Below are 22926 nucleotides of genomic sequence, written 5' to 3' on the forward strand. Positions count from 1 at the left end.
TGCGGCACACTGGACGTTTGGCCCCTGCCGGGGGACTCATCCGAACGTCGGAAGGTGACGCGTGAACGGCGGCCCCCTGATCGTCCAGTCGGACAAGACCCTGCTCCTCGAAGTCGATCATGAGCAGGCGGATGCCTGCCGACGGGCCATCGCGCCGTTCGCGGAGCTGGAGCGGGCGCCCGAGCACATCCACACCTACCGGGTGACGCCGCTGGGCCTGTGGAACGCGCGGGCCGCCGGGCACGACGCGGAGCAGGTCGTGGACGCGCTGGTGGAGCACGCGCGGTATCCGGTACCGCACGCGCTGCTGGTCGACATCGCGGAGACGATGGCCCGCTACGGACGGCTGTCCCTGACCAAGCACCCCTCGCACGGGCTGGTGCTGGAGACCAGCGACCGCCCGGTGCTGGAGGAGGTGCTGCGCTCGAAGAAGGTGCAGCCCCTGGTGGGGCAGCGCATCGACCCGGACACGGTGGTCGTGCACCCGTCCGAGCGCGGCCAGATCAAGCAGGTGCTGCTGAAGCTGGGCTGGCCGGCCGAGGACCTGGCCGGGTACGTGGACGGCGAGGCGCACGGCATCGAGCTGAAGGAGGACGGCTGGGCGCTGCGCCCCTACCAGCAGCAGGCCGTCGAGGGGTTCTGGCACGGCGGCTCCGGCGTCGTCGTCCTGCCGTGCGGGGCGGGGAAGACGCTGGTCGGAGCCGGTGCCATGGCCGAGGCGCGGGCGACGACGCTGATCCTGGTCACCAACACCGTCTCGGCCCGCCAGTGGAAGGCCGAGCTGGTGCGCCGTACCTCGCTGACGGAGGACGAGATCGGCGAGTACAGCGGTACGAAGAAGGAGATCCGTCCCGTCACGATCGCCACGTACCAGGTGATCACGACGAAGCGGAAGGGCGTCTACCCGCATCTGGAGCTGTTCGACTCCCGTGACTGGGGGCTGATCATCTACGACGAGGTGCACCTGCTGCCCGCGCCGGTCTTCAAGTTCACCGCCGACCTCCAGGCCCGCCGCCGCCTGGGGCTGACGGCCACCCTCGTACGGGAGGACGGGCGCGAGTCGGACGTGTTCTCCCTCATCGGTCCCAAGCGGTTCGACGCGCCGTGGAAGGAGATCGAGAACCAGGGCTACATCGCCCCCGCCGACTGCGTCGAGGTCCGCGTCTCCCTGACCGACTCCGAGCGGCTGGCCTACGCCACGGCCGAACCGGAGGAGAAGTACCGCTTCTGCGCGACCACCGACAGCAAGCGGAAGGTGACCGAGGCGCTGGTGCGCCGGCACGCGGGCCAGCAGACCCTCGTCATCGGCCAGTACATCGACCAGTTGGACGAGCTGGGCGAGGACCTGGGTGCGCCCGTCATCAAGGGCGACACCAGCAACGCGCAGCGCGAGAAGCTCTTCGACGCGTTCCGGGCGGGCGAGCTGACCTGCCTGGTCGTCTCCAAGGTCGCCAACTTCTCCGTCGACCTGCCCGAGGCGACCGTCGCCGTACAGGTCTCCGGCACGTTCGGCTCCCGCCAGGAGGAGGCCCAGCGGCTGGGCCGGGTGCTGCGGCCCAAGGCGGACGGGCACGAGGCGCGCTTCTACTCGGTCGTCGCCCGCGACACCATCGACCAGGACTTCGCCGCGCACCGCCAGCGCTTCCTCGCCGAGCAGGGGTACGCCTACCGGATCGTGGACGCCGTGGACCTGCTGAACGAGCCCCCGGAGGAGACCCGCCCGACGGGTTCCGCCGAGGCCGACGACGCCTGAGCCTCCGCCCGGGGCCCCGACCGGAACGGGAGGCCGCAGCGGGTCACAGCGTGTCACAGCGGGTCACAGCCCCTCGGCTGACGGCTCCTTCGGCGGCTTCATCGCGACCCGGCCGTCCGGGGTGATGACCGCCGTCTCGCCGGTGCGCAGCCAGCCCTCGTGGAGGGGCACCGGGGGCGGCGCAGACGCCGAAGGCACCTCGGGCTCCGCGCTCTCGACGTAGCAGGCGGTGATCCAGGGGCCGCGCAGCAGCAGTTCGCCCTGGGACTCGCCGTCCCAGGGCAGAGGCGCCAGGTCGGGGCCGAGGACGCCGTACTCCACGGGGGCGGGGAAGCGGTAGTGGCCCGCGCCGAGGACACCGCCGGCCTCGGCGCGGGCCATGCACGCCGGGGAGAGGGTCTCGGGCGCGCCCCAGGCCGTGGCCGCGCTGATGCCGTGCCGCCGCCCCAGCTCCTGCGCCAGCAGCGGGCCGCCCGGCTCCTCGCGGGGGCCGCCGACGACGACCGCCTCCCGCAGGCAGGACAGGTCCCGGGGCCGGGCCGCCAGCTCGTCCAGCAGCCCCTCCCAGGTGGCGGGGTCGGCGACGGCCAGGGTGGGCCGCTCCCGCTCGGCCATCCGGGCCAGCGGCACGGGCTGGTCGTAGGTGCCGGGCAGCAGCAGGGAGGCGCCGCAGGCGAAGGCGGCGTAGGGCAGGCCCCAGGCGAGCATGCGGGACATCGGTACGACGGGCAGCACGAGGTCGTGCTCACCGATGCCGTACGCCTGCGGGGTCTGCGCCTGGAGGGCGTGCAGGTAGAGGGCGCGGTGGCTGTAGGCGACGCCGCGGGGCGCCGCGTCGGCGGCCGTGGTGTGGCACAGCACGGCGGCGTCGCGCTCGTCGAGTGCGGGCCACTCGTAGCGGGTGCGGCGGTCGGCGATCAGGGACTCGTAGTCGTGGACCTCGGCGCCGTACGCGGTACCGGGCACGACGGCGGCGGACTCGCTGCCGCCCGCGACGACCACGTGCCGCAGGTGGCCCAGGCGCGGCAGGACGGAGGCGAGCGGGGCGAGCCCCGTGGGGTCGGTGATCAGCACCGATGCGCCGCCGTGCCGGGCCGCCGCCACCAACTGGTCGGCGGGCAGCCACGGGTCGAGGGTGTGCAGGACGGCGCCCATGGAGGGCACCGCCAGGTAGGCCTCCAGGTGGTCGGCGGTGTTGGCCATGAGGGTGGCGACCCGGTCCCCCGGCTCGACGCCGAACGCGTCGTGCAGGGCCCCGGCCAACTGGACGGCGCGCAGTCCCGTCTGGAGGAAGGAGCGCCGGTCGGGCTCGGCCCCGCCCGCCGTCCCCGCCCAGGTCGTGATCCGGGACGTCCCGTGCGCGAACGCGCCGTGGGTGAGGAGCCGGGTCACGGTCAACGGAATGTCCTGCATCGTGCTTCGCACACCGGCCTCCTCGGGCCTTGTCAATCCGGGTCACACTCTGGTCGTCGGCCGTCCTGCCGCGCACCGGCGGCGGGCGGGGCCGCGCGGTGGTGGCCCCTCGCGTGCCCGTCGGCGCCGCTTCTCGCCGCCGGGACGTGCGGTGTCAGCGGCACCGGGCGGCGGCCCGCCGCCGCGTACCCGGCCGCCGCGGCCAGCAGCGCCAGCGCGAGCAGGGTGTAGGGCGCCGCGAGCGGCTGCTGCCACCACTCCAGCCGCAGGTCGAGGTCGCCCTTCCTGGGGACGAGCCACAGGGTGCGGGCCGTGAAGACGACGGCGACGGCGCAGCCGAGGACGGTCCACCGGGTGCGGGCCGCGCTGCCCGCCGGGCAGCGCGCGGCCGTGGCCGCCAGCCCCGCCAACAGCGGTACGCACCACACCCAGTGGTGCGACCAGCTGATGGGCGAGACGAGCAGCCCGACCAGCGCGGTCACCACGATCCCCCAGAACTCCCCCAGCCCTGCGCCCTGTCCGTCCCCGCTGACGAGCCGCGCCCGTCGCCCTCCGGGCGGTACGGAGGTTCCGCGCCGTCCGCCCGTGGTCGTCCACCGTGCCAGCCACAGACCTCCGGCGGCGGTCAGCGCCGCCGGCACGAGCCACAGCGGCGCCGCCGGTGCCGCATCGTGCAGCAGGCGGGCGACCAGCCCCTGGAGGGACTGGTTGTCGACGATCCACGCCTTCCCGACCCGCGCCGTCTCGAACATCCGGCGGGTCCAGAACTCCACGCTCGCCCCCGGCAGCACGCAGGCCCCCACGCCCGCACTGGCCGCGAACCCGGCCGCGGCCCAGCCGACCTGCCGGATCCGCCCGGTGAGCAGCAGGTGTACGGCGAAGAGCGCGGGTGTCAGTTTGACGCCCGCCGCGACGCCGACGGCGAAGCCCTTGCCGTGTGCCCCCTCGGGCCGCCCCAGGTCCCACAGCACGAGGCAGGCCAGGGCCAGGTTGATCTGCCCGAAGGCCACCGTCTGGAAGACAGGTTCCAGCCACAGCGCGACCGCCGTGAGGGAGAGGACGACGGGGAGCGGTGCGCCGCCGGGGCGTGCGACGGCGCCCGGGAGGACCGGGGCGGCGCGCGGGCGCGGGACGGCGCGTGAAGGGGTGGCCGCGGGGTGCGCGGTGGTGCGGACGGCGCGGAGGGAGAGAGCCGTCAGCCAGGCCAGCAGCGCCACGTTGCCCACCACGAACGCCGCCTCGGCCACGCCCTGCGGCACCAGCGCCGTCGGCACGAACAGCAGCGCGGCGAACGGCGGGTAGGTGGCGGGCAGGTCCCATGCGGTCACCGTGAAGCCGTACAGATCGGTGCCGTGCCATACCGCTGCGCCCTCGGCACGGTAGACCTGTACGTCGTCCATGGGCATGCCGTGCACGGCGGCCACGGCGCCGAATCCGGCCAGGGACAGGGCCAGCAGCAGGAGCGCGACGGGGAGGGAGGGGGCCGACAGGCGCGGGAGGCGGAGTCGCGCGGCGCCGCTGCCAGTCACCCGTGCCGACCCCTCGTCGCTCGTCCGTACCGTCCCCGGACGGCGCGCCGCTCCGCACCGGTGCGGGGCCCTCGCCGTCGACTGCCGCCGGGCCGACCCTAGTCGAGCCGGCGGCCCGGGACGGAGACGGCACCGTCGTGGACCACCCTCCCACGGGGGCGGAAAACCGTTCGCTGTCGGCACGAGCCACCACTACAATCCCCCACTTGCCCCCTCGCCGCCGGCTCTCGGCTCCGAGGCGCCCGCCGCACGGAAACCGGCCGGGCTCGTCCGTAGACCTGTACGCCCGCATCGCGTGACGCCCGTACGCCCGCGTGCGCCCGGCGGCTGCCGCCCGGCCCCGTGCGCGGTCGACGGCGCGTCCGCATGCCCGTGCCTGCCCGGAGGCAGCCTGGTGACCGCCCAGCCCCCGTCCACGCCCCACCCCGCCGACGTCTCCACCGGCCCTCCCGACGGCGCTTCCGAGGGCGCTTCCGAGGGCGCCGCCCCCTCCGACGATGCCCTCGCCCGGGAACGCGCGCACCTGGCCGCCTCCCGGTCCGCGCTCCGCGCCATGCGCGCCGGCACCCGGGCCCTCGACATCCAGAACGTGGCCGCGAACTGGGTCAACGCCGCGGCGCTCGCCGCCGACATCGAGGCCCGCATCGCCTCCCTCGCCGACCTGGCACACGCGCCGCTGTTCTTCGGCCGCCTCGACTACCGGCACCCGTTCGGCACCGGCGACACCGACGCGGACACCCGTGCCGACACCGGCGACACCGAGGGCGGAACCGAGGGCGAAGGCGAGATCGAGGGCGACGGGCTCTCCTTCTACATCGGCCGCCGGCACGTGCACGACGCCGCCGGCGACCCCATGGTCGTCGACTGGCGCGCCCCCGTCTCGCAGCCCTTCTACCGCGCCTCCAAGAAGGACCCGCAGGACGTCGCGCTGCGCCGCCGGTTCGGGTACACCAGCGGTGAACTGACCGCCTACGAGGACGAGCACCTGACCGACCCCGCGGAGGCGGCGGGCACCAGCGCGCTGCTCCAGGCGGAGATCGAGCGGCCCCGCGTGGGCCCGATGCGGGACATCGTCGCCACGATCCAACCCGAGCAGGACGCGCTCGTGCGCGCCGGACTCGACGGCACCGTGTGCGTCCAGGGGGCGCCGGGCACCGGCAAGACGGCCGTGGGCCTGCACCGCGTGGCCTACCTGCTGTACGCGCACCGCGAGCGGCTCTCCCGCACCGGCACACTCGTCGTCGGCCCCAACGACTCCTTCCTCCGCTACATCGAACAGGTGCTGCCCGCCCTCGGCGAGGTGACGGCCCAGCAGACCACCGTCGAGGGCCTGGTGGCCCGCCCCGACCTGCCGGTGCGCGGCACCGACACCGCCGAGGCCGCCCGTCTCAAGGGCGACGCCCGGATGGCCGCGGTGCTGCGCCGGGCCGTGCGCAGCGGGGTGCGGCCGCTGCCGGACGAGCCGTGCGTGGTGGTGCGCGGTTCACGGCGGTGGCGGGTGCCCGCCCACGAGATCGAGGAGCTGGCCCGCGAACTGCTGGCCAGGGACATGCGCTACGGCGCCGCCCGGGAGGCCCTGCCGCACCGGATCGCGCACGCCGTGCTGCTGCGCATGGAGCAGGCCGGGGAGGCGCCGGACGACCGCGTCCAGGACGCGGTGGCGCGGAACCCGGCGGTCAAGGCCGTGGTCAAGGCGGTGTGGCCGGCCGTCGACCCGGCCAAGCTGGTGCTGCGGCTGCTGTCCGACCCGGCGTTCCTCGCCGAGCAGGCCGACGGGCTGCTGAACGAGGACGAGCAGCGCGCCGTCCTGTGGGACAGACCCGCACGCGGCGTGAAGAGCGCCCGCTGGTCCGCCGCCGACCTGGTCCTCGTCGACGAGGCCGCCGACCTGGTCCAGCGCACCCCCTCCCTCGGCCACGTGGTGCTGGACGAGGCGCAGGACCTCTCGGCGATGCAGTACCGGGCGGTGGGGCGGCGCTGCTCCACCGGGTCGGCGACGGTGCTGGGCGACCTCGCGCAGGGCACCACCCCGTGGGCGACCGAACGCTGGGAGACCGCGCTGGAGCACCTGGGCAAACCCGGCGCCGTGGTGGAGGAGCTCACCGAGGGGTTCCGGGTGCCCCGCGACGTGATCGCGTTCGCCTCCCGGCTGCTGCCCTCGATCGCCCCGGGGCTGACGCCTGCCACCTCCGTACGGGAATCGCCGGGCGACTTCACCGTCCGCCGGGTGCCCACGGGAAGGGCCCAGGGCGGCACCGGCGAGGGGGCCGAGGCCGGGTCCGAACCGCCGGCCGGGGCACTCGACCGGATGGTGGTGGACGCCTGCCGGCAGGCCCTGCGCCGCGAGGGGTCGGTCGGGCTGATCGCCGCCGACTCCCGGCTCCCCGCCCTGCGGGCCGCGCTCGGCGACGCCGGGCTCGGCTTCCTCTCCCCCGGCCAGGAGACCAGCGCCGAGGCCCGGCTGACCCTCGTACCGGCGACGCTGGCCAAGGGCCTGGAGTACGACTACGTGGTGCTCGACGAGCCCGCCGCCGTCGTCGCGGGTGAACCCGACCGGCGTACCGGGCTGCGACGGCTGTACGTGTCGCTCACCCGTGCGGTCTCCGGGCTGGCCGTGGTGCACGCGGAGCCGTTGCCCGCGCCGCTCGCCGGGCCGGTGGCGGGGCCGCCCGCGCAGCAGGACGGCCCGGCACCGTCCACAGCGTTGACGGGGCAGTCGGTGTGAGGCCGTAACGTAGTCCTTTGTCCGCTCACGTCCGAGCACGCCAGGAGTCGCGCCGTGCACCACCTTTCCTACGGGGATGTCAAAACCGCCGCCGATCGGGTTGCCGACCGCGTCCGCCCAGTGACGGTCGCGCGCGCGGACACCGGCTCCCCGGGGGCCGGGCCCGAAGCCGGCGGCAGCGAACTGCACTTCGCGCTGGAGTTCATGCAGCACACCGGCAGCTTCAAGGCGCGCGGCGCACTCAACTTCCTGCTGGCCCACCGGGAACAGGGCGAGCTTCCGGACGCGGGCGTCACCCTCGCCTCCGGTGGCAACGCCGGGCTCGCCTGCGCCTGGGCGGCGCGCGGCCTCGGCGTGCCCGCCACCGTCTTCCTGCCCGAGACGGCCCCGCAGGTGAAGGCCGACAGACTCCGCGCGTACGGGGCCCAGGTGCGGCTGGTGGGCAGCGAGTACGCGCAAGCCGCCGCCGCCTGCGAGGAGTTCGCCGCCGACACGGGCGCGCTGCCCTCGCACGCCTACGACCACCCGCTGATCGCGGCGGGCGCCGGCACCCTGGTCGAGGAGATCCGCGCCCAGGTGCCGCTGGTCGACACCGTGGTGGTGGCCGTCGGCGGCGGCGGGCTCTTCGCCGGGGTCGCCGCCGCGGCCCAGCACCACGGCATCCGCGTCGTCGCCGTCGAACCCGAGCGCTGCCGCGCCCTGAACGCCGCCCTGGAGGCCGGTCGCGTGGTCGACGTCGAGGTCGACTCCGTGGCCGCCGACTCCCTCGGCGCCCGCCGCGCCACCCCGATGGCGCTCGCCGCCGCGGGCCACCGCAACGTGCGGTCCGTCCTGGTGCCGGACGACGCCGTCGTCACCGCCCGCCACGGGCTGTGGGACCGGTACCGGCTCGCGGTGGAGAACGCCGCCGGAGCCGCCGTCGCCGCGGTCGCGGGCCTCCCCGGATGCAGCAGCGAGCACGCACCGTACGTGCCCGCGGCCGGCGAGCGGGTCGTGGTGGTGCTGTGCGGGTCCAACGCCGACCCGGCCGAACTCTCCCCGAGCGCCGCTCCGGCGCGGGAAGCCGAGACCCCACGGAACGCCGCACCGGCACCGGACGCCGAGCCCCCGCAGGACGGCGCGGTCCGATGAGACAGCGCGCACCGGCCGGCGCCCCCACCCCCGCCCACGTGCGCTGAGCCGACCTGCCGCGGCGGCCGAGGCGGCGGGCACCACTGCGCCCGGGCCCGTGCGGGTCCTCCCGCACGGGCCCGGCGCCTCCTCCACGTTCGGCTACGACAGGTCGAGCGGTCGGCCGGTACGAGCGGGGACCGGCCCGGAGGCGGACGACACCGACATGGCGGCGGCACCAGGCACCTGCGCCGAGCCCGGTCCGGGGCAGGCCCGCCGGTGCTCCCAACTGGCAACGGGTTGACGGTGCTCGGCGCCGGGCGCCTCCCCGACCGCCGGGGCAGGGCCGCCCGCCACTCGGATGTCACGGTCCCGTCACACGGCGGACCGGTCGTGAACTCCCGCACGTGCGGCGCCATCACACCTCCCGGTAACGACAAGAAATGGGAGCTCGACATGCGTCGCACACGTTCACGTTGGATCGCCCTGCCGCTGGCGGCCGCTGCCCTGACCCTGGCGGGGGCCGGTTACGCCGGTGCCGCCGACGCGTCAGCGCAGGGCGGCGCGGACCACTCCGCGCGCGCCGCCTCCGCGGCGTGCCGGGCCGACTCCACCACGCTGGTCGGCGATCTCGACGGCGACGGCCTCGCGGACAAGATCAGCAACCCGGGCCACACCGGCACCAAGATGGCCGTCCAGTGGGGCGCCAAGGACGGCTCGTTCGGCGTGAAGCACACCGTGCGGGACCTGGTCGGCGCGAAGAAGGGCGAGGACGTGGCCGCCGCGGTCGCCGACTTCGACAACGACGGCAAGCTCGACATGGTGCTCAACGTCGTCGAGCCCTCCGGTGGCGACGACCCGTCCACGGCGAGCCTCGCCGAGTTCCGTCCGGGCCCGCTCGACCGCATCGACCTCACCTCGCCCGACGCCGTGCACTCCGACCTCGGCGACCACGGCGAGGTCCAGGAGCTGAGCGTCGCCCGGTACAACGACGACGACGTTCCCGACCTGGCAGTGCTCAACCACATCGGCGACGGCATGCTGAACCGCGAGGCCCGCCTGTCGCAGCCGGGCGGCGGCCTCGGGGACTACGACGGCAAGGCCAACGGGCAGTACGGCGAGACCGGCACCTTCGGCGAGCCGCCGGCCATGCCCACCGACGGCTGGGTGCAGTTCTTCAAGTCCTGCGCCTGATCACCGCAGTCACCGGTTGACCGGAGTCACCGGCTTCACCGGGCTCCACGCGGCGCTCTTCCGGGGCGGCACCCTCGCAGCAGCGGGGTGCCGCCCCGTGGTGTGTGCGCCGCCCCGCCAGGATCCGGCGCCACCGTCGTCACGGTGTCCCTGACGGGAGCGGCGGCCGTACGGAGAGGGACCCCCACGGCCGGGAGCAGGACCCCCGGCGCGGGAAAGTGACGCGGCCCCCTCGGAAAGCGACCCCGCCATCCCGCACGGCGGCACTGCCATTTCGGGGCACGGCACTGCCATCTCGGGGTGCGGCACCGCCACCTCGGGGTGCGACACCGCCACCTCGGAGAGGAACTCCGCCACAACGGGAAGCGACACCGCCAGCTCCGACAGCGGGGCTGCCAGCCACCTCGGAGAGGAACTCCGCCGCATCGGACCACCTCGGGAAGCGACACCGCCACCTCGGGGTGCGACACCGCCACCTCGGGGTGCGACACCGCCACCTCGGAGAGGAACTCCGCCACAACGGGAAGCGGCACCGCCAGCTCCGGCAGCGGGGCTGACAGCCACGGGGAGCGGCGCTGCCGCCTCGGGAAGAGGAACGGTGCCTTTGCGAGCGGGGCGCTCTCCTCGGGGCGCCGCTTCGTTCCGCCGGTGTCCTGGGTGACCGCCGCCCCCGTGGCAACGGTTCGCGCGGAGACCCCCGCAACGGACACCGCGGCGGCGCGGCGGCGCGGCGGCGCGGCGGCGCGGCGGCGCGGCGGCGCGGTCCAACGAGTAGCGGCTGTGCGGTCCGCCGACGTGGGACCGTTCCCGCAGAGCCGGCGCGTGGCCCGCTCTTGGTCGCGGGCCCCACGGCTGCCTCGGCAGGGGTCCCCGCTCAGGCGGCGTCCACTGCCTCCCGCCAGGTGCGGACAGCGGCCGGGGCGACGGGGGCGTCCCAGCCGTGGGGGCGGGCTGCGCCGCCGATGTGGAAGGCGCTGACACCGGCTCGGCGGAGGCCCGGCACGTGGGAGAGGTCCAGGCCGCCGCCGACCATCAGCGTGGGGCCGTACCCGGGTTCGTCCGCCACCGTGCGGGCGGCCTCGGCGCACAGGACGTCGTACCCGTCGGCGACGCCGTCCGGGGAGCCGGCGGTCAGGTAGGTGTCGAGGCCGGGCACGTCGGCGAGTTGCTTGCGCAGGGCGTCGCGGTCGGCAGCGCGGTCGAGGGCCCGGTGGAACGTCCACCGGCAGCCGGCGGCGGCGGCCGTGACCGTCTCGACGGCGGGCAGGTCGACCTGACCGGAGTCGTCGAGGAAGCCGAGGACGAACTCCTCGGCGCCCGCGGCGCGCAGCGCCCGGGCCCTCTCGCACAGGCGGGCGACCTCGGCGTCGCCGCCGGCGTGGAAGCCGTCGGCGAGCCGCAGCATCACCCGAAGGGGGATGTCGACGGCCGCGCGGATGGCGGCGAAGGTCTCCAGCGAGGGAGTCAGCCCGTCGGCGGCCATGTCGGCGACAACCTCAAGGCGGTCGGCCCCTCCGGCCTCTGCGGCGGCCGCGTCCTCCGCGCTGAGCGCGATCACCTCAAGAATTGGTCTAGACATATTGCACAGACTGCCATACGGCGGCGAGCGCCGGAAGACACCGCGCGCTCCGTCCCGCCCGCCGCCGCGCACCGTGCACCACAATGGAGGGATGGCGACGACGGACCCGCACAGCAACGAACCCGCCGATTCCACCCGTTCCGGCGCACCCGGGTCCGTGGCCGACGGCGACGCGACCACAGCCGCGGCGCACGACGCTCTCCTCCGCCGCTGGGACACCCTGCTGCGCAGCGCCCGCGACGGCGCCGACGGCCCCGACCCGGCCCCGTACGGCGAGGACCTGCTGCGCCGCTGGGCCGAACCCCATCGCCGCTACCACGCGACCGCCCACCTGCGCGCCGTCCTCGACCGCGTCGAGGAGCTGACCGCGCACCTCGACGAGCCCGCGCCGCGGGACCCCGCCCTCGACCGGCCCGCCGCGGAACAGCCCGACCGGCCCGCCCCGGACGGGCCCGTCGGCACGGGGCGGACCGTCGATCCGGACGCCGTCCGCCTCGCGGCCTGGTTCCACGACGCCGTCTACCGGCCCGACCGCAGCGAGAACGAGGAACGCAGCGCCCGCCTCGCCGAACGCGCCCTGGCCGAGGCGGGGGTACCGGCCGCCCGGACCGCCGAGGCCGCCCGGCTGGTACGTCTCACCGTCGGCCACGACCCCGCCCCGGACGACCTCAACGGCGCACTGCTGTGCGACGCCGACCTGGCGGTCCTCGCCGGCAGCCCCGAGAGCTACGCGCACTACGCCGCCGAGGTCCGCCAGGAGTACGCCTTCGTGCCCGACCCGGCCTTCCGCGAGGGGCGCGGCACCGTCCTGCGGCACCTCCTCGGCCTCCCCCACCTCTTCCACACCCCCTGGGCCCGCGCCCGGTGGGAGGAGGCCGCCCGCCACAACCTGACGACGGAGCTGCGCCTGCTCGCCGCCTGAGCGCGGGGCGCACACTCCCCCGGCCCTCGTCGCCCAGGGCAAGCCCCCGCTCAGCGCCGTGTGCTGCCGCCGCGAGGGGAGGGCCCGGCAGCGGGAATGCCCCCGGTGGCGAGCCGGTTGTGGACGGTATGCCTGCCACACCCGTGACCGACACCCCCTCGCGCGCCCGAGTCCCGCTCTCCGTCTACGTCCTGGGACTGTCCGTCTTCGCCCTCGGCACCTCGGAGTTCATGCTTTCGGGGATCCTGCAACCGCTGGCCGAGGACCTGGGCGTGAGCATCCCCAAGGCGGGGCTGCTGGTGTCCGCGTTCGCCGTCGGCATGGTGGTGGGGGCACCGGTGCTCGCCGCCGCCACGCTCCGCCTGCCACGGCGTACGACCCTGATCGGGCTGCTGGCCGTCTTCATGCTGGGCCAGATCGCCGGCGCGCTGGCCCCCACCTACGAACTGCTCTTCGCCTCCCGGGTGGTGAGCGCCCTGGCCTGCGCGGGCTTCTGGGCGGTGGGCGCGGCCGTAGCCGTCTCGCTGGTACCGGGGAACGCCCGGGCCCGCGCCATGGCGATCATGGTGGGCGGCCTCAGCATCGCCAACATCGCAGGCGTGCCCGCCGGTTCGTTCCTGGGCCAGCAGGCCGGCTGGCGCTCGGCGTTCTGGGCGGTGGCCGCCCTCGCGGCCGTGGGCCTGGTCGGCGTCTCGCTGCTGGTGCCCCGCACCGCCGTCCCCACCGGGGACGCGGCCCCCAACCTCCGCCGCGAGCTGCGCATCTACCGTGACAAGCAGGTGTGGCTCGCGCTGGTGACCATCGCCCTGAACGCCGGGGCCGTCTTCGCCCTCTTCTCCTACCTGGCCCCGCTGCTGACCGACGTGGCCGGGCTGCCCGAGAGCTGGGTGCCCAGCGTGCTGGCCCTGTTCGGCATCGGCGGGCTGATCGGCACCGTGATCGGGGGGCGCATCGCGGACGCCCACCTGTTCGGCACCATGTACGGCGGTATCGCCGCCTCGACCGCCGTCCTGGCGCTGCTGGCTCTGCTGGCGGAGTACCGTCTCGCGGCCGTCGCCCTCGCGCTGATGCTCGGCGTGACCGCCTTCACCACGGCACCGGCGCTCAACGCCCGGATGTTCAACGCCGCCGACGCCGCTCCCACCCTGGCCGGGGCCACCACGACGGCGTCCTTCAACATCGGCAACACGGTGGGTCCGTGGCTGGGCGGCCTCGCCATCTCCGCCGGGTGGGGCTACGCGGCCGTCGCCTGGGTGGGCGCGGTGCTGGCGGCGGCCGGGGTGGTCACCACCGCCGTCTCCTCCCGGGTGCACGCGCGCTCGCGGATCGTGGCCGTCTCCCCCGCGGTGCAGAAGGAGTACGCCGAGGCCGAGGTCTGATCCCACCCGTTGCCCCTCCCGGGAGGGGCCGGACCGTCCGCCGGGGCGTCAGCTCTTGCGGCGGCGCAGCCCGGCAGCGGTCAGCCGGCGGAGCAGTTCCTTGGAGCCGACCTCCACGGCACCGGCCCGCACGGCCGTGCCGTACCGGGTGGAGGGGACGTCGTAGTGGTCGCGGTCGAAGGCGCGCGGCGGGCAGCCGATGTCCGCCGCGAACGCGTGGAGCTCGTCGTACGAGGTGTCGCTCACCAGGTGTGACCACATCCGCCCGTGGCCGGGCCAGATCGGCGGGTCGATGTAGACGGTCACCTTCCCCTCCCGGCCGCCGCCCTGCTCACAGCTTGCTGCCCAGGTAGCCCACGCGGGCGACCGTGGTGGAGGTCTTTCCGCAGACCCAGTGCGGCTCCTCGCCCAGTTCCGGTTCCACCTGGAGCGCGTGCAGGTCGGAGCCGGCGCACACCGGGCACACCGGCCACCGCCCGTACTGTTCGAGCAGCGCGTCCTGCACGTCCTGGGCGACCAGGCCGTCCACGAAGGCGACGCCCTCCGGCCACTCGCCGACCCACCAGCGGCGGTGGGTGACCGACTCCTCGACCATCGAGACGATGTCGGCCCGCGCCACATCGCCGGCCTCCAGGTCGGCCAGGATCAGTGCGCGCGCCGTGTGCAGGGCGCGCTCCAGCGGGTCCTGACGGCCGGGCGTGCCGGGTGTACCAGGGGTGCCGGGCTCTCCGTCCTCGCCGGGCGGGCCCGAGTCTGCTGCGGATTCCATCGGTGCCATACCTCCATTGCACCACTGCGGCCCCGTGAGGCTCGTGGTTCGGCTCCGCGCTCCCGTGGACCGCGGGCGGTGCGGGCCCCGCGAGCCGGTGGTGGTGAGGGCCAAGTGCCGCATCAGCCATTGACGGGCGACCGAATCGAAAATACCTTCCACCCGTGAGCAGTAATCTGAAGGAAAATTTCACCTTCCGATCAGAGTCCCGGTCGGCGGGGCCCGCCGGCACGCCAGGAAGGACGGAACCGGACGGCTCGGCGGGCCACGCCGCACCGGCCGCACCCGCCGCGCCGACAGGAGCGACGGGGACGGCACGACCCACAGGACCCGCAGGAGCGACGGGGACGGCACGGCCCGCGGGACCGGCCGGAAGGACAGGGTCGGCCAGGCCGACCGTGCCTCCCCCGCCCCGGGTGGCCGTCGGACAGGCCCGGCCGGGGCCGACCGCTCTCGCGGCCAAGGTCCGCACGATGGCGCCGTCCATGACGCGCTCGATGCAGCGGGTCGCCGAGGCCGTCGCGGGCGACCCCGCCGGGTGCGCGCAGCTCACGGTGACGGGGCTGGCCGAGCGCACCGGCACCAGCGAGGCGACCGTCGTCCGCACCTCACGCCTGCTCGGATATCCCGGGTACCGGGACCTGCGGCTGGCCCTCGCGGGGCTCGCCGCGCAGCAGGAGTCGGGTGCGGCGCCCGCCGTGACCGCGGACATCGCCGTGGACGACCCGCTGGCCGACGTCGTGGCCAAGCTGGCCCTCGACGAGCAGCAGACGCTCGCGGACACGGCCTCCGCGCTCGACGTGGCGCAGATCGAGGCGGCCGTCGCCGCGATGGCGACGGCGCGGCGGATCGACGTGTACGGCGTCGGCGCCTCCGGGCTCGTCAGCCAGGACCTGGCCCAGAAACTGCTGCGGATCGGCATGGTGGCGCACAGCCACGTCGACCCCCACCTGGCCGTCACCAACGCGGTGCAGATGCAGGCGGGCGACGTCGCCCTGGCCATCACCCACTCGGGGCGGACCGTGGACGTCATCGAGCCGCTGCGGGTCGCCTTCGACCGGGGGGCGACAACCATCGCGATCACCGGCCGCCCGGACGGCGAGGTCGCCCAGTACGCGGACCTGGTGCTGACGACCTCCACGGCCCGGGAGAGCGAGCTGCGGCCCGCGGCGATGTCCAGCAGAACCAGCCAGCTACTCGTCGTGGACTGCCTGTTCATAGGGGTGGCCCAGCGGACGTACGAGACGGCGGCGCCCGCGCTCTCCGCCTCGTACGAAGCGCTGGCGCACCGCCACTCCCCGCGGCCCCGCGGGCGCTGACACCCCCGCACCGCGTCCCGGCAGCGCAGCAGCGCAGCGCCGACCGCCCCCGTCCAGAGCCACAGAAAGCCGCCCCCGCATGACCACCTCACAGCCCGCCGCTCCTCTCGACTCCGAACCCGATCCGTCCCGCTACGACGCACTCCGTCAACAGTTGGACACGCTGACGACCGAAGCGTTTCGCAGTGAGTTGGCCCGGATCGACGAACTGCCCACGCTCGACATCGCGCGGACCATGAACGGGGAGGACAGCACCGTCCCCACCGCCGTCGCCGCGCAGCTCCCGCAGATCGCCGCCGCCATCGACGCCATCGCCGAGCGGATGGCGCGCGGCGGCCGCCTCCTCTACGCGGGCGCGGGGACGGCCGGGCGGATGGGCGTGCTGGACGCCAGCGAGTGCCCGCCGACCTTCAACACCGCACCGGACCAGGTCGTGGGCGTGATCGCGGGCGGCCCCGGCGCCGTGGTCACCTCGGTGGAGGGCGCCGAGGACAGCCCCGGGATGGCCGCGGCGGACCTGGACGCGCTGGCCCTGACGGCCGACGACACGGTGGTGGGGATCTCCGCGTCGGGCCGTACCCCCTTCGCCGTCGGCGCCGTCGAGCACGCGCGCGCCCGCGGGGCCCTCACCGTGGGGCTGTCCTGCAACGAGGGCTCGGCGCTCGCGGCGGCCGCCGAGCACGGCATCGAGGTCGTCGTGGGTCCGGAACTGCTGACCGGTTCCACCCGGCTGAAGGCCGGCACGGCACAGAAGCTCGTGCTGAACATGCTGTCCACGATCACGATGATCCGGCTGGGCAAGACGTACGGAAACCTGATGGTGGACCTGCGGGCCTCCAACGAGAAGCTGCGGGCACGCTCCCGGCGGATCGTCGCCCTGGCCACGGGCGCGCCGGACGAGGAGATCGAGGCCGCGCTCGCCGCCACGGACGGCGAGGTCAAGGCCGCCATCCTCACCCTCCTCGGCGGCGTCGACGGTTCGACGGCCGCCCGGTTGCTGTCCGCTTCCCACGGCCATCTGCGCGCGGCCCTCGCAGCGGCCACCGCCGCCACCGGGACGGCGGGCGGCGACGCCTGACGTGTCCCCTCACGCCTATCCGCACCACCCGCACCACCGACCCGATCCGTACCGCCTGCACCATGGCACCACTCGAAGAAGAGCGAATGCACCATGAGCACAGACACCCCCAAAGACCGCGCCGATAACGGCGGCAACCCGCACCGGCGGCTCGCGGAGGCGATCCTCCCCCTCGTCGGGGGCGCCGCGAACGTCACCTCCGTCACCCACTGCATGACCCGCATGCGGCTCGGCCTCGCCGACCGCTCCCTCGTCCAGGACGAGCCCCTCAAGGCCCTCCCGGACGTGATGGGCGTGGTCGAGGACGACACGTACCAGATCGTGCTCGGCCCCGGGAAGGTCGCCCGGGTGACGCCCCAGTTCGAGGAACTGGTCCAGCAGGCCCCCGCACCCGCCGGGGCGGAAGGCGCCGAAGCGGCGGCGGGCGGCACGGCCGGGCATGCGGCCAGGGACGCCGACGACCTCGCCGCCGAGGGCGCGGCGATCCGGGCGGCCCGCAAGGAGAAGAACGCGACACCGGTGAAGCTCATGCTGCGGCGGATCGCCAACATCTTCGTGCCGCTCATCCCCGCGCTGATCGGCTGCGGCATCGTCGCGGGCCTCAACGGGCTGTTCACCAACGCGGGCTGGCTGCCGGCCCTCACCCCCGCACTGACGGCGATCGCGAACGGGTTCATGTCGCTGATCGCGGTCTTCGTGGGCATCAACACCGCACGCGAGTTCGGCGGTACGCCGGTGCTCGGCGGCGCGGCGGCCGCGGTCATCGTCTTCCCCGGCGTCGCGGACGTCTCCGCGTTCGGCGAGAAGCTGGCCCCGGGGCAGGGCGGCGTGCTGGGCGCCCTGTTCGCGGCGCTGCTCGCGGTGTACGTGGAGAAGGGGTGCCGCCGCATCGTCCCGTCGGCCGTGGACGTGCTGGTCACGCCGACCGTGACGGTGCTGGTCTCCGGGCTGGTCACCCTGTTCGGGCTGATGTTCGTGTGCGGTGAGATCGCCACCGGCATCGGCCACCTCGCCGACTGGCTGCTCCAGCACGGCGGAGCCGCCGCCGGGTTCGTCCTGGGCGGCCTCTTCCTCCCGCTGGTGATGCTCGGCCTGCACCAGGCGCTCATCCCCATCCACACCACGCTCATCGACCAGAGCGGCTACACGGTGCTGCTGCCCATCCTCGCCATGGCGGGAGCGGGGCAGGTCGGCGCGGCCATCGCCATCTACCTGCGGCTGCACCGCAACGCCTCGGTCCGCAAGACCATCCGCTCCGCGCTGCCCGCCGGGTTCCTCGGCGTCGGCGAGCCGTTGATCTACGGCGTCTCCCTGCCGCTGGGCCGCCCGTTCGCCACCGCCTGCGTGGGCGGTGCGTTCGGCGGCGGCGTCGTCGGCCTCTTCTACCAGTGGGGCACCTCGGTCGGCTCCACCGCCATCGGCCCCTCCGGCTGGGCCCTCTTCCCCCTGCTCAAGGGCAACCACGGGCTCGGTGCCGTCGCCGCCGTCTACGCGCTGGGACTGGCCGCCGGGTACCTCGCCGGTTTCGTGGCGACGTACTTCTTCGGCTTCAGCAAGCAGATGCTCGACGAGCTGAACGCGGCGCCCGAGGGCGAACGCGCCGCGCCCGACACCGCGGCGGGGCCCTCCCCCGAGCCCCCCGCGGGCGGCACGGCGCCGGACCCGGCACCGGCTCCCGCACCCGCGGGCGGGGGCGGCTCCCTGGGCGGCGGCTCGCTCGTCTGACCGCAGCACCGCGCCGAAGGCCCCGGCTGAGCCGGGGCCTTCGGCGCGCACCCCGGCCAAGGAAGCAGCCATGAGCAGCGAGCCCCCGCACAACCGGCGTGACGAGCCCGCCCGCGCATGACCTCGCCCTCCGTGGGCGAGCAGTCGTCACGAGCGGCTCAAGGTGCCCGTGCACTGCCCGCTCGACCTCAGCCCGACGCGGACCTGCCCGATCGACCTCAGCCCGACGCGGACCTGCCCGATCGACCTCAGCCGGACGCGGACCTGCCCGATCGACCTCGGCCTGACGCGGATCGGGCTGCCCGAGGCCCGAGCCGCCCGGCGGCCCCGCACCAGGTCCGGCAGCAGGCTGAGCACGCCCAGCGCGGCCAGGCCCACGCCGATCCGCACCGGGGAGAGCAGCCCCAAGCGGGGGATGGCGGCGCCGCCGAGGGCCGAGCCCAGGCTGACGGCGGGGAGGGAGTCACCGAGAGCCGGGGGGCGCCCCGCACGAGGGGGCGGGGGTGGCCCGGCGGGTCAGGCCGCGAGGGCGGCGGGCGCCGTGGCGGCGACGCCCTCCAAGGCGGCGCGGTCGGCGCCGCCCTGCGCGGACACCCGCATCCCCGCGATGACGGCGTTCACGAACCGCGCGAACTCGGCGGCGCCCCGGACGATCCAAAACCACCGTGACCCTGACAGGCGTCAGGTTCCGGCGTCCCGGCCACTGCCCGACCATGGTGCCGCCACCCGCATGCCCGGCCCGCCGGGCAGGGCAGAAGAACGGGGCCGAACATGGACCGTACGCCGCTCCCCGCGCACCCCCTCGCCCGCAGCCCGCACAAGGAGACCGCCGCGCTGCTCTGCCTCGTGGCGCTCGGCGCCACGCTGGTGCTCTGGGGGCGGGCGGCGTTCGCCGGCGCCGTGGTCGCGGGGCTCGCCGGGCTGGGCGGGTACGGATACGCCTGCACCCGGCGCCGCCTGCGCGCACCGGTGCGGGACCGGGCCCGCGACGCCGCACGGCACTCCGCCCTGCTGAGCGCGCGCACCGCGTGGGCCCGGACCGTCGAGTGGGAGCACCGACCTAACTCCGCACAACTCGCCGCCGGCTGGGGACGGATCGAACAGACGGTGCCCGACGACCTGCACGCGCTCCAGGAACGGGAGATCCGGCTGGCCGGTGAACAGCGGGTCCGCCTCGCGGAGAGCACCCGGACCGCCCTCGAACTGCCGCTGCGCCACGCACTGGCCCGGCACGCGGCGTCGCTCACAGCCGAGGGCGTGGTACGGGGGCAGGAGCGGGGCTTCCCGGTCACCGTCTTCGACCTGGAGCTGATCGACCACGCCGACCTGCGCCGGCTCCGCCGCGGGCGCCGCATCGACGAGGCCGTCGAACTGGCCAAGGACTACCTGACGATCTGGACCGTCACCCTTCCCCTCGCGCTGCCGTACCTCTCGTGCGCCTACGCCTGGGACGGGCAGTACGGCGAAACCGACCGGGAACGCCAGGAGACGGGTGACCGCTCCCTCCAGACCGAGGACACCGCGTTCGCCGAAGCCCTCCTGGCCCACCCGGCCATCCGGAGCGCGGCCCTCGCCCCACACGCCTGGCCCTGGTGGATCGACGGTGACCGCCTGTGCGCCTGCGCCCGGACGAACGCGGGCGTCGCCCCGGAGGCCGTCGCCGCTGTCGCCAGCGAACTCGCGTCGCTCGCCGCCCGCTTCCCGTGGCCGGAGCTGGAGACGTACCGCGTGCCGGCGGACCAGCCGCACCGCGCGAGGAGGGCGCTGCTCACCCACCGGCTCCACCGCCCCCACGGCGCCCCCGCGGTGGACCGCTGGGAGGAACACCCCCTCTCCCTCACCGGGCTCCGCGCCTTCTGCCGGACGGCCGGCCTCGTGTGGACCACCACCGCGGACAGCCCCATGGCCGCCCCGGTCGGTGCTAGCCCATGGCCGGGTCGCCCTTGAGGAGGGCGAAGGGGGCGCCGGAGGGGTCCTGAAGCATGGCGAGGCGGCCGACACCGGGGGCGTCCGTCGGCGGGATCAGCATCGTCGCCCCCGCCCCGGTGGCCCTGGTGACCGTCGCGTCGCAGTCCTCGGTGGCGAAGTAGGGGTGCCACTCCGAGGCGGACCCGGCGTCCCGGTTCTCCTGGGGCAACTGCATGATGCCGCCCTGGCCCGGGTCCTCGTCCGTGCCCGAGCCGGGGGCGGAGAAGACGGTGTAGACGACATCGTCACCCATGGGCACGGGCTGGTAGCTCCAGGAGAACACCGCCGCGTAGAACTCCTGCGCCGCCGCCGCGTCCGTGGTGTACAGCTCCGTCCAGCACAGCGTCTCCGGCTCCATGAGCACCTCCAGACCCACCCTGTCGCCCGGCTGCCAGACGGCGAAGTCCGCACCGGCCGGGTCCGTGAACCGGGCCAGCCGCCCCGCGGTGAACACGTCCCCGGGGGCCGTGCGCACGGTGCCGCCCGCGCGCTCCACGGCAGTGCGGGTGGCATCCGCGTCCCGTGTGTGGAAGTACACCGTCCAGGTGGGCCGCACCCCCTCCTCCGCCGACGGGCCGGCCGCCGCCACGATCCGGCCGTCGCACAGGAAGAAGCCGTACCCGCCCGCATCCGGTCCCGCAGGCCGGAACTCCCAGTCGAAGACGCTGGTGTAGAAGGCGGCGGCGGCCTCGACGTCGGACGCCCCGAGGTCGAGCCAGTTGGGGGTGCCGGGCACGAAGTGGGTCGTCAGCATGCGGGTCCTCCGGTGGGCGACGGGCGGGGGTCGCTCCCCTCCCGTCAGCATGGCAGCAGACCGCGCCGCCCGCCGCCGGACGACAGGCGGCGGGCGGGCGGGACCGGAGCCCGGGGCGCGCGGGCCCTCAGACGTTGCCGCGGCGCAGCAGCACCCGGCCGAGGCTCGCCTGCACCGTCGCCAGCCCCCGTACGACAGGGACCAGCGTGGCGAGCATGACGACACCGAGCGCCGTGTTGAACGCGATGTCCGGCCAGCGTCCCGCGATCCCGAAGGCCAGATCCATCAGGCCGTCGTTCTCGTCCCGGGGGATCGACCAGGACCACAGCCCGTACGTCACTCCCCCGGCGCCGCCGACCAGCCACGCCAGGGTCATGCTGAACGTCACCACCCGCACCGGGAAGGCGAGGACGGCGTGCACCAGGTCCCGCCACGCCTGGGGGTCGCGCAGGGTGGCCCACCGCGCGCCGGGCGCCGCCGCCTCGTCCGGTCGCGGGGCCCGCTGCGCCAGCGGACGGCCGGTGACCGTGGCGATGTGGTCGGCCTCCACCCGTGCCAGGTACCGCGCCATCGCCAGCGTCCCGGCCAGCACCGGCAGCCCGAGGACGATGACGACCGTGCCCAGTCCGAGCGAGAAGCCGCAGACGATCAGCACGAACGAGGCGATGCCCATCGGCAGTCCGGAGAGCAGGTACCCCACCTCGCGTCCGAAGCGTCCTGTCCGGCGGTCGGGGGCCGGCACCACCGTCTGCGCGTGCGTCGTCGTTGTCATACCTCAAGGCTCGCCGCGCGACGGCCCGCTTCCCATCCGGCTGGCTCCCATGTCCGCGGTGTACCTAGCACTACCCCGCCGTGGCACGGCGGGGCGGAGGAGTCGTCGTCCTGCACGGCGTACGGCCCCGTGCGGCGGGTCAGTGCACGGTCACCGACACCGCGTCGGAGGGCCGGTCCGCCACGACCGTGCGGATGTGGTCCACCCCCTTGATCCCCAGCTCGACCCGCATCGAGTAGTCCAGCGAACGGTTGACGACGGACGTCCCCGGCAGCGTCTTCCACGCCCCGTGCTGCTCCTGCTGGAGGTGGACCGCGGTCCCCGCCTCGATACCGGTCACCTTGCCGTGCAACCGGAACTGCTCCCACTGCTTCACGTCGTGCCGGTCGGCCGTGACGGTGTTGGTCCGGGCGGCCGGCCGGGACGAGGGGGCCGTCGGCGCCGCGGTCGCCGTGACGACCGACGCGCCGACCGTGCCGACGACGACGGCACCGACAACGGCACTGCACAGGCGGAGGGTTGCGGCCATGGTGCACTTCCCGTTTTCAGGTGAGTGGCGTGCGTCCACCCGCAAGTCCTGCATTCTCGCGGGCAGTTCACCACTCCCCACCGGAGCACGCACATACTCCACAGAACAGACGAACGGACAGCAAACCTGCCGCCCGCCACCCCTCGGCGGCCGCCGTGAGACGACGGGAGCGGGTGGGAGGTGTGTGCCTCCCACCCGCTCGGGTGTCTCATGCGTGCTGCTGCTGTTGTGGTGGTGGCCCTGTCCCGGGGGTCAGTAGGCGGAGTCGACCTGGTCCATGGAGCCGTAGCGGTCGGCGGCGTAGTTGCAGGCGGCGACGATGTTGGCGACGGGGTCGGTGAGCTTATCGGCGGTGCCCTTGACGTGGTACTGGTCGAAGGTGGGCTGGATCACCTGGAGCAGTCCGCG

General features: G+C 74.8%; 20 protein-coding genes. 10 read left to right on the plus strand and 10 right to left on the minus strand.

Annotation, left to right across the window (positions count from 1 at the left end; genetic code table 11):
• The first annotated feature begins 61 nt into the window (after window positions 1–61).
• The gene (locus H297_RS0133565) at window positions 62–1753 is read left to right on the plus strand and encodes a DNA repair helicase XPB (protein WP_027740603.1); all 1692 of its coding nucleotides are present in this window, start codon (window positions 62–64) and stop codon (window positions 1751–1753) included.
• Window positions 1754–1816: 63 nt separating this feature from the next.
• On the opposite strand, the gene H297_RS0133570 is transcribed toward H297_RS0133565, so the two are convergent.
• Complete coding sequence (locus H297_RS0133570) at window positions 1817–3178, minus strand: AMP-binding protein (protein ID WP_486589785.1); 1362 nt, start codon at window positions 3176–3178, stop codon at window positions 1817–1819.
• 20 nt (window positions 3179–3198) lie between these two features.
• A complete protein-coding gene (locus tag H297_RS40050) occupies window positions 3199–4695 on the minus strand; it encodes a glycosyltransferase 87 family protein (protein ID WP_064744914.1) in 1497 nt (498 codons plus the stop codon).
• A gap of 394 nt (window positions 4696–5089) precedes the next feature.
• On the opposite strand from H297_RS40050, the gene H297_RS40055 reads away from it, so the two are divergent.
• From H297_RS40055 to H297_RS0133590, 3 genes are all read left to right on the plus strand, one after another.
• Window positions 5090–7420, plus strand: coding sequence for a helicase domain-containing protein (locus H297_RS40055; protein WP_106959755.1), 2331 nt, complete (start codon window positions 5090–5092; stop codon window positions 7418–7420).
• A 54-nt stretch (window positions 7421–7474) separates the two neighbouring features.
• Window positions 7475–8551, plus strand: a complete 1077-nt coding sequence (locus H297_RS40060; RefSeq protein WP_078515054.1) for a serine/threonine dehydratase — start codon at window positions 7475–7477, stop codon at window positions 8549–8551.
• 435 nt (window positions 8552–8986) lie between these two features.
• Window positions 8987–9724 carry an FG-GAP repeat domain-containing protein gene (locus tag H297_RS0133590; RefSeq protein WP_027740605.1) on the plus strand — a complete coding sequence of 246 codons (738 nt, stop codon included), beginning with the start codon at window positions 8987–8989 and terminating at the stop codon, window positions 9722–9724.
• An 874-nt stretch (window positions 9725–10598) separates the two neighbouring features.
• Here H297_RS0133590 and H297_RS0133595 read toward each other — a convergent pair.
• The gene (locus H297_RS0133595) at window positions 10599–11303 is read right to left on the minus strand and encodes a copper homeostasis protein CutC (RefSeq protein WP_037795963.1); all 705 of its coding nucleotides are present in this window, start codon (window positions 11301–11303) and stop codon (window positions 10599–10601) included.
• Between the two features lie 91 nt (window positions 11304–11394).
• Here H297_RS0133595 and H297_RS40065 point away from each other — a divergent pair, with 91 nt between their 5' ends.
• Both H297_RS40065 and H297_RS0133605 read left to right on the plus strand, forming a co-directional pair.
• Window positions 11395–12225, plus strand: a complete 831-nt coding sequence (locus tag H297_RS40065; RefSeq protein WP_486589786.1) for an HD domain-containing protein — start codon at window positions 11395–11397, stop codon at window positions 12223–12225.
• 128 nt (window positions 12226–12353) lie between these two features.
• Window positions 12354–13604, plus strand: coding sequence for a Cmx/CmrA family chloramphenicol efflux MFS transporter (locus H297_RS0133605; protein WP_027740607.1), 1251 nt, complete (start codon window positions 12354–12356; stop codon window positions 13602–13604).
• A gap of 48 nt (window positions 13605–13652) precedes the next feature.
• On the opposite strand, the gene H297_RS0133610 is transcribed toward H297_RS0133605, so the two are convergent.
• Together H297_RS0133610 and H297_RS0133615 are read right to left on the minus strand one after the other, a co-directional pair.
• Entirely contained in the window at window positions 13653–13910 is a 258-nt protein-coding gene (locus tag H297_RS0133610) for a DUF4031 domain-containing protein (protein ID WP_027740608.1), read from the minus strand.
• Window positions 13911–13935: 25 nt separating this feature from the next.
• Window positions 13936–14382: a hypothetical protein gene (locus tag H297_RS0133615; RefSeq protein WP_486589787.1), complete on the minus strand. Its 447-nt coding sequence runs from the start codon at window positions 14380–14382 to the stop codon at window positions 13936–13938.
• Between the two features lie 389 nt (window positions 14383–14771).
• On the opposite strand from H297_RS0133615, the gene H297_RS0133620 reads away from it, so the two are divergent.
• From H297_RS0133620 to H297_RS0133630, 3 genes are all read left to right on the plus strand, one after another.
• Complete coding sequence (locus tag H297_RS0133620; protein ID WP_037795964.1) at window positions 14772–15692, plus strand: MurR/RpiR family transcriptional regulator; 921 nt, start codon at window positions 14772–14774, stop codon at window positions 15690–15692.
• Window positions 15693–15771: 79 nt separating this feature from the next.
• Entirely contained in the window at window positions 15772–16770 is a 999-nt protein-coding gene (gene murQ / locus H297_RS40070; protein ID WP_078515056.1) for an N-acetylmuramic acid 6-phosphate etherase, read from the plus strand.
• 93 nt (window positions 16771–16863) lie between these two features.
• A complete protein-coding gene (locus H297_RS0133630; RefSeq protein WP_027740611.1) occupies window positions 16864–18495 on the plus strand; it encodes a PTS transporter subunit EIIC in 1632 nt (543 codons plus the stop codon).
• Between the two features lie 147 nt (window positions 18496–18642).
• Here H297_RS0133630 and H297_RS0133635 read toward each other — a convergent pair whose 3' ends face one another.
• Entirely contained in the window at window positions 18643–18903 is a 261-nt protein-coding gene (locus tag H297_RS0133635) for a hypothetical protein (protein WP_158693792.1), read from the minus strand.
• Window positions 18904–19266: 363 nt separating this feature from the next.
• Here H297_RS0133635 and H297_RS0133645 point away from each other — a divergent pair, with 363 nt between their 5' ends.
• The gene (locus H297_RS0133645; protein ID WP_027740613.1) at window positions 19267–20442 is read left to right on the plus strand and encodes a hypothetical protein; all 1176 of its coding nucleotides are present in this window, start codon (window positions 19267–19269) and stop codon (window positions 20440–20442) included.
• Here the strand turns inward: H297_RS0133645 and H297_RS0133650 are convergent.
• The 4 genes from H297_RS0133650 to H297_RS40080 all read right to left on the minus strand — a co-directional run.
• Window positions 20417–21217, minus strand: coding sequence for a VOC family protein (locus tag H297_RS0133650; RefSeq protein WP_027740614.1), 801 nt, complete (start codon window positions 21215–21217; stop codon window positions 20417–20419). The genes H297_RS0133645 and H297_RS0133650 overlap by 26 nt on opposite strands.
• Before the next feature lie 127 nt (window positions 21218–21344).
• Complete coding sequence (locus H297_RS40075) at window positions 21345–21989, minus strand: sensor domain-containing protein (RefSeq protein WP_051352411.1); 645 nt, start codon at window positions 21987–21989, stop codon at window positions 21345–21347.
• A 139-nt stretch (window positions 21990–22128) separates the two neighbouring features.
• A complete protein-coding gene (locus tag H297_RS0133660) occupies window positions 22129–22518 on the minus strand; it encodes a hypothetical protein (protein WP_027740615.1) in 390 nt (129 codons plus the stop codon).
• Window positions 22519–22770: 252 nt separating this feature from the next.
• On the minus strand, window positions 22771–22926 hold a 156-nt coding region (locus H297_RS40080; RefSeq protein WP_037795965.1), incomplete at its 5' end, for a transglycosylase SLT domain-containing protein.

The organism is Streptomyces sp. CNT360 (assembly GCF_000424785.1).

Coding starts and splice junctions, on each gene's coding strand:
- H297_RS0133590 (WP_027740605.1), top strand. CDS start 8,987: ATGCGTCGCACACGTTCACGTTGGATCGCCCTGCCGCTGGCGGCCGCT.
- H297_RS0133595 (WP_037795963.1), bottom strand. CDS start 11,303: ATGTCTAGACCAATTCTTGAGGTGATCGCGCTCAGCGCGGAGGACGCG.
- H297_RS40065 (WP_486589786.1), top strand. CDS start 11,395: ATGGCGACGACGGACCCGCACAGCAACGAACCCGCCGATTCCACCCGT.
- H297_RS0133605 (WP_027740607.1), top strand. CDS start 12,354: ATGCCTGCCACACCCGTGACCGACACCCCCTCGCGCGCCCGAGTCCCG.
- H297_RS0133615 (WP_486589787.1), bottom strand. CDS start 14,382: ATGGCACCGATGGAATCCGCAGCAGACTCGGGCCCGCCCGGCGAGGAC.
- murQ (WP_078515056.1), top strand. CDS start 15,772: ATGACCACCTCACAGCCCGCCGCTCCTCTCGACTCCGAACCCGATCCG.
- H297_RS0133630 (WP_027740611.1), top strand. CDS start 16,864: ATGAGCACAGACACCCCCAAAGACCGCGCCGATAACGGCGGCAACCCG.
- H297_RS0133645 (WP_027740613.1), top strand. CDS start 19,267: ATGGACCGTACGCCGCTCCCCGCGCACCCCCTCGCCCGCAGCCCGCAC.
- H297_RS0133650 (WP_027740614.1), bottom strand. CDS start 21,217: ATGCTGACGACCCACTTCGTGCCCGGCACCCCCAACTGGCTCGACCTC.
- H297_RS40075 (WP_051352411.1), bottom strand. CDS start 21,989: ATGACAACGACGACGCACGCGCAGACGGTGGTGCCGGCCCCCGACCGC.
- H297_RS0133660 (WP_027740615.1), bottom strand. CDS start 22,518: ATGGCCGCAACCCTCCGCCTGTGCAGTGCCGTTGTCGGTGCCGTCGTC.